The sequence below is a fragment of the Rhodopseudomonas sp. genome (genome assembly GCF_048594845.1).
GTDB lineage: Bacteria > Pseudomonadota > Alphaproteobacteria > Rhizobiales > Xanthobacteraceae > Rhodopseudomonas.
This window is the reverse complement of the sequence record NZ_JBMDXE010000380.1, coordinates 1-5,731: the sequence shown is the minus strand read 5'-3', so window position 1 is coordinate 5,731 and position 5,731 is coordinate 1. Positions and strand designations below refer to the sequence as shown.

The 5,731-nt window shown below is 65.3% G+C and carries 6 protein-coding genes; 3 read left to right on the top strand and 3 right to left on the bottom strand.

All coding sequences use genetic code 11. The features are described from left to right. The coding region (locus tag ACOJTD_RS26135) for a diguanylate cyclase domain-containing protein (RefSeq protein WP_420135758.1) at positions 1-1,998 on the bottom strand (1,998 nt) is incomplete at its 3' end. Positions 1,999-2,119: 121 nt separating this feature from the next. Then, entirely contained in the window at positions 2,120-3,118 is a 999-nt protein-coding gene (locus ACOJTD_RS26130; RefSeq protein ID WP_420135757.1) for an NAD(P)H-quinone oxidoreductase, read from the bottom strand. Between the two features lie 110 nt (positions 3,119-3,228). Here ACOJTD_RS26130 and ACOJTD_RS26125 point away from each other — a divergent pair, with 110 nt between their 5' ends. Then, a complete protein-coding gene (locus ACOJTD_RS26125; RefSeq protein ID WP_420135759.1) occupies positions 3,229-3,420 on the top strand; it encodes a DUF1192 domain-containing protein in 192 nt (63 codons plus the stop codon). A 396-nt stretch (positions 3,421-3,816) separates the two neighbouring features. Continuing rightward, a complete protein-coding gene (locus ACOJTD_RS26120; protein WP_420135756.1) occupies positions 3,817-4,332 on the top strand; it encodes a DUF1465 family protein in 516 nt (171 codons plus the stop codon). A 133-nt stretch (positions 4,333-4,465) separates the two neighbouring features. Here the strand turns inward: ACOJTD_RS26120 and rpmE are convergent, their stop codons facing one another. Next, a complete protein-coding gene (rpmE, locus tag ACOJTD_RS26115) occupies positions 4,466-4,693 on the bottom strand; it encodes a 50S ribosomal protein L31 (RefSeq protein WP_054163797.1) in 228 nt (75 codons plus the stop codon). 205 nt (positions 4,694-4,898) lie between these two features. Here rpmE and ACOJTD_RS26110 point away from each other — a divergent pair. Next, positions 4,899-5,731, top strand: an 833-nt coding sequence (locus ACOJTD_RS26110) for an ABC transporter transmembrane domain-containing protein (protein WP_420135755.1), incomplete at its 3' end; no start/stop codon positions are given.

Here is a 5,731-nt window from a genome sequence, read left to right as displayed (position 1 = left end):
GATGATCTCGTCGGACAGCTGGGTCTGCGGGTCGGAGAGTGCGAGGCCGATCGAGGCGGTGAGGAAGATCTCGCGATCGTTGAACGCGATCGGCGCCTTGATGGTCTTGCGGATGGTCTCGGCGAAGGCGGTGATCTTGGCGGGGTCCTGTTCGGACAGCAGGATCAGGCCGAACTGATCGCCGGCGATCCGCGCCAGCGTGTCCTGCGGCTTGAGGATGCGGGTGAGGCGGCGCGCCAGAGTCAGCAGGATGGAGTCGCCGACCGCGATGCCGACGGAGTCGTTGACCTGCTTGAAGCGATCGAGGTCGATCACCATCAGGGTCGGCCGCAGCGTCGGCATCGTCTTGGCGAAATTCGCCACCGCGCCGAGGCGGTCCATGAACAGCTTGCGGTTGGGCAGGCCGGTGAGGTTGTCGTGCACCGAGTCGTGCAGCATCCGCTCTTCGGCGTTCTTGCTCTCGGTGACGTCGGTCAGCGTCCCGACCACGCGGGTGACTTCGCCGTCGGCGCCGACCACCGGGCGGGCCTTCAGCGCGAACCACATGAAGTGACCGTCGGGGGTGCGCAGCCGGAAGTGCTGGGTGAGGCGCCCGCGGCGCTGGTCGAGGACACTGTCGAGCGCGGCACGGAAACGGTCCTGATCGAGCGGGTGCAGCACTTCGAGCCAGGTCGCGGCCGAGCCCTCGAGCGCGCCGCGCTTGAGGCCGAGCAGCGCTTCGGTTTCCGGGCTGGTGAACACCTTGTCGGCCGAGACGTCCCAGTCCCAGATCAGGTCGCCGGAGCCGATCAGCGCCAGCGCCCGGCGTTCGACGTCCGACACAACGCCACAGGTCGCCCCCGAGCCCGCAAAGGCGTGCTGCATCACCGTGAAGCCGATCAGCATCACGATCAGCACCAGGCCGCCGAGCAGCGCCGGGCCGACGATGTCGTTGGTGACAGAGCCGGCGACCGCCATGCCGGAGGCGATCACCCAGATCACCAGCAGGAACCAAGTCGGGATCAGCAGCACCGCGCGGTCGAAGCCGTGGGTGGACAGATAGACGATCAGCGCAAAGCCCGCGAAGGCGATCAGCACCAGCGACATGCGGGCGATGCCGGAGGCGACCGCGGGGTCGAACAGCGCCAGCGCCACCAGCGAGCCGAGGAAGGCGAGCCAGCCGAGCGTGATGTGCGAATAGCGCACATGCCATCGACTGAGATTGAGATAGGCGAACAGGAAGACCAGCAGTGTCGCCGCGAGGATCGCTTCGCCGGACGCGCGCCAGATCCGCTCGGCGCCCGCCGACATGTCGAACACTTTGCTCCAGAAACCGAAGTCGATGCCGATATAGACCAGCACGGCCCACGCCAGCGCCGCCGCGGCGGGGAACATGATGCTGCCCTTGACCACGAACAGAATGGTCAGCACCAGCGCCAGCAGGCCCGAGATGCCGATGACGATGCCCTGATACAGGGTGAAGGAGTTGACCTTGTCCTTGTAGGCCTCGGGCTCCCACAGATAGAGCTGCGGCAGCTTGTCGGTGCGTAGTTCGGCCACGAAGGTGATCACCGAGCCGGGATCGAGAGTGACGCGGAAGATGTCCGCCGTGGTCGAGTCCTGACGCTCCGGTCGATCGCCGGTCGAAGGCGTGATCGTGGCGATACGCGACAGGCCGAGGTCGGGCCAGAACAGCCCCGACGCCACCATGCGATAATGCGGCGCCACGATCAGTCGGTCGAGCTGATCGTCGGTGTTGTTGGCGAGGGCGAACACCACCCAGTTTTGGCCGCCTTCACGCGCGCGTACTTCGATGCGGCGGACGATGCCGTCGGTGCCTGGCGCGGTCGAAACCTGGATGCGGTCGGTGTCGCTGCGCTGATGTTCGAGCACGCCGGTGAGATCGATCGCCGGCGCGTCGCTGCGGACGCTGACGGCGTCGAGTGCATGTGCCTGCGGGGCAGCCGCAATCAGCATCAAGCCCAGCGCCAGAAGCGCAAGGCATCTGATCAGACGCAAGTCAGTTCTCCGCGTTCGCACCGATCTGGAAGCGCGGCCCCCGCGCGTCTCCGAGACGGATAAATGACATGAAAGACGGAGAAAACATAGTCGCAACAAGCCTTGGCCAAGTGAGAGCGTTTCAGACCGTCAACACAATTTTGCCAATATGTTGGCTGGTCTCCATGCGGCGGTGGGCCTCGGCGGCCTGCTGCAACGCAAAGGTGCCGTCGATCAGCGGCTTGATCTTGCCCTGCGCCAGCAGCGGCATCACCTTGGCCTCGATCGCCGCGACCATCGCGGCCTTGTCGGCGTTGCTGCGCGGGCGCAGCGTCGAGCCGGTGTGGTGCAGGCGCTTGATCATCAGCTTGGTGAAGTTGACGGTGGTCTTGGCGCCGCCGAGAAACGCGATCTGCACGATGCGGCCGTCCATCGCGGCGGCGTCGTAGTTGCGCTCGATGTAATCGCCGCCGACCATGTCGAGGATCACCTCGACGCCCTTGCCGCCGGTGGCTTCCTTGACGGCGGCGACGAAGTCCTCGGTCTTGTAGTTGATGGCACGCGTCGCACCGAGCTTGAGGCAGGCATCGGCCTTGTCCTGCGAGCCGACGGTGGTGATCACCTTGGAGCCGAGCGCGACCGCGAGCTGGATCGCCATGGTGCCGATGCCGGACGAGCCGCCGTGCACCAGCAGGGTTTCGCCGGGGGCAAGCGCGCCACGCTCGAACACGTTGTGCCACACCGTCATCAGCGTTTCGGCGGTGGCGCCGGCCTCGATCATCGAGAAGCTGGCCGGGACGGTCATCGCCTGCGCGTCCTGGGCGATGCAGTATTCGGCGTAGCCGCCGCCGGCCACCAGCGACATCACCTTGTCGCCGAGCTTATGCCGGGTGGCGCCGTCGCCGAGCGCCACCACCTCGCCGGAGATTTCCAGGCCGGGCAGGTCGCTGGCGCCGGGCGGCGGCGGATAGCTGCCGGAGCGCTGTGCCACATCGGGACGGTTGACGCCGGCGGCCGCCACCTTGACCAGGATTTCACCGGGGCCGGGCTGGGGCACCTGGCGGGTTTCCGGTAGCAGCACCTCCGGTCCGCCAGGTTTGCTGATTCCGATCACGGTCATTTGCGAAGGGACCGGTTCCATGATTTGTCCTCGGCTGGCGGGGTGGACGAGCGTCGTGCGATGAGACAGCCTGCTTAGACAGCGCCGGCCCGGCTGGCAACCGGACCGGATCACGAATGGCGGAGGGTGCGATGGCGATCGAGGACGACGAAAAGCCGAGAACCAAAGTCAGCCACGAGATCGGGCAGGACCTGTCGCTGCTGTCGGTCGAGGAGCTCGGCCACCGCATCGCTCTGCTCAAGGAAGAGATCGGCCGGCTGGAGACCGCGATGACCATGAAGCGGGCGACCCGCGAGGCCGCCGACCGCTTCTTCAAGGTCTGACGCGAGCACGTCCCACGAGCGCCGCGCGAGCCTGGTGAGCGCCTCGCGCCCGGCGCGTTATGGCAAACGCTTCGTTAAGCGGGTCGCTCATTTACGAGCGATTAAGCTTTCCCGCGTATTACTTGATTGTCCATCTTTGGACCGAGTGGCTCCTGTCCACTCTGTTTTGACGCCTCCCTGTTATCAACTTCAAAGCCGCCGGAAACGGCGGCTCTTTTTTGCGCTGTCTTCACCCCGTCACAGTTTGGTCATGGCGCGCGGTGATCCTTCACACCCAGGCCGCGTTAACCGTTGCACGCGCGCGCGCTGGACTCCCGGCGTCGCGCGCGCAATGATTTGTTCATCATAAGTCGGCGGTCAAAGCCGGCATCTAATCGTTAGCGTGAGGCGTTAACCATGTCGGAAGTTTCGCAAAGCGAAGCCCCGCTCGTCGTGCTGAGCGAACGGCTGACCAATTCGGCCGCATTCAGCGCGTTGTTTCGCGAGGGAATGGACCTCGTCGAGGAGACGGCGGCCTATCTGGACGGCGACGGCCGGGCCGAGGCCAAGACCCTCGAGCGCTCCGTCAGCCTGACCTACGCGACGGAGAGCATGCGCCTGACCACGCGGCTGATGCAGCTCGCGTCCTGGCTGCTGTTGCACCGGGCCGTCAAGGAGGGGGAAATGACCCTCATCCAGGCCAATCGCGAGAAATCCAAGGTCAAGCTCTCTGCGGCCGATCCCGGGGCGCCCGATACGCTGGAGCGTCTGCCCGAACAGCTTCAGGCGCTGATCGGCCGGTCCATGAGCCTGCAGGCTCGGATCCGCCGCCTCGACGCTTCGATGCACCTGCCTCCGCCGGCCGAGCGCCCTTCGATCGGAAATCCGCTGGTGCCGCAGCTCAATATGCTGAAGGCGGCGTTCGAGGGCTGATGCCCTCGCTCGCCGGACCCGGCATGCGAGTCGGGACCGGCCGGGTCTTCCTGAAAAACCATCCGCTAAACGAAAAACGCCCCGCGAGACCCGCGGGGCGTTTCTGTTCGTGGCCCCGAGGGCCGTCGAACCATCAATCTTTCTTGAGGAAGCCCGAGAACTTCTTCTGGAAGCGCGACACGCGGCCGCCGCGGTCGAGCACCTGCTGGGTGCCGCCAGTCCAGGCCGGGTGCGACTTGGGGTCGATGTCGAGGTTCAGCTTGTCGCCTTCCTTGCCCCAGGTCGAACGCGTCTGATATTCGGTGCCATCGGTCATCACGACCGTAATGTTATGATAATCCGGGTGAATTTCGGTCTTCATGGGCTATCCTTGCGCGCGCCGGCGCCACAGTCTCGATGATTTCGGGGCGAATTGGCGCGCTCTATATCGCAGCGACGCCACTTAGACAAGGTATCGGCGCAGACTTCATCCGGATACCGCATTGTACCGGATTTGCCAGTCGCCACTGTTGCTGCCTATGTGGGGGAGATGGCTGGAAGGCCTCTAGACTAACGCGGCAGTTCCGATGACGACAGCAAGCAAACGGCAACCATCCGAACCTCAGGCCTCTCCGATCGGCCTGTCGCTGGACGCGATCGCGGCGACCGAGAATGTCGGTCCGCGCACCGGCACGTTCCGCGCCGACGCGGATGTCAGCCAGGTCGAACAGGTCGAGGCGGTGGCCAAGCGCAGCCGGCTGCGACCGCTGCTCGAGTTGCTCCCGTATGTCGGCCGCTACCGAACCCGTGCGACGCTGGCGCTGATCGCGCTGATCGTCGCCGCGGTGACCACGCTGGTAGTGCCGCTCGCCGTGCGCCGGCTGATCGACTTCGGCTTCAGCCAGGAAGGCATCGAGCTGATCAACAGCTACTTCTCGGTGATGCTCGGCGTCGTCGCGGTGCTCGCGGTCGCCAGCGCGGCGCGCTACTATCTGGTTATGACGATCGGCGAGCGGATCGTCGCCGACGTTCGCCGCGACGTATTCAGTCATCTCACCGCGCTGTCGCCGGCATTCTTCGATTCCGCCCGCAGCGGCGAACTGATCTCGCGGCTCACCGCCGATACCACGCAGATCAAATCTGCTGTCGGCGCCTCGGTGTCGATCGCGCTGCGTAATATCCTGCTGTTCGTTGGCGCCATCTCCATGATGGTGATTTCGAGCCCGCGGCTGTCCGGTTTCGTGGTCGCAGCGATTCCGCTGATCGTGATCCCGCTGGTGGCGTTCGGCCGCTGGGTGCGGCGGCTGTCGCGCAATGCGCAGGACACGCTGGCTGACGCCACTGCCTTTGCGTCCGAGCTGGTCGGCTCGATGCGCACCGTGCAGGCCTATACCAACGAGAAGCTCGCCAATGCGCGGTT

What these genes read in the sequence shown, in the direction of transcription:
- rpmE (WP_054163797.1), bottom strand. Translation starts at nt 4,693, where the DNA reads ATGAAGACCGAAATTCACCCGGATTATCATAACATTACGGTCGTGATG.
- ACOJTD_RS26125 (WP_420135759.1), top strand. Translation starts at nt 3,229, where the DNA reads ATGGCGATCGAGGACGACGAAAAGCCGAGAACCAAAGTCAGCCACGAG.
- ACOJTD_RS26130 (WP_420135757.1), bottom strand. Translation starts at nt 3,118, where the DNA reads ATGGAACCGGTCCCTTCGCAAATGACCGTGATCGGAATCAGCAAACCT.
- ACOJTD_RS26120 (WP_420135756.1), top strand. Translation starts at nt 3,817, where the DNA reads ATGTCGGAAGTTTCGCAAAGCGAAGCCCCGCTCGTCGTGCTGAGCGAA.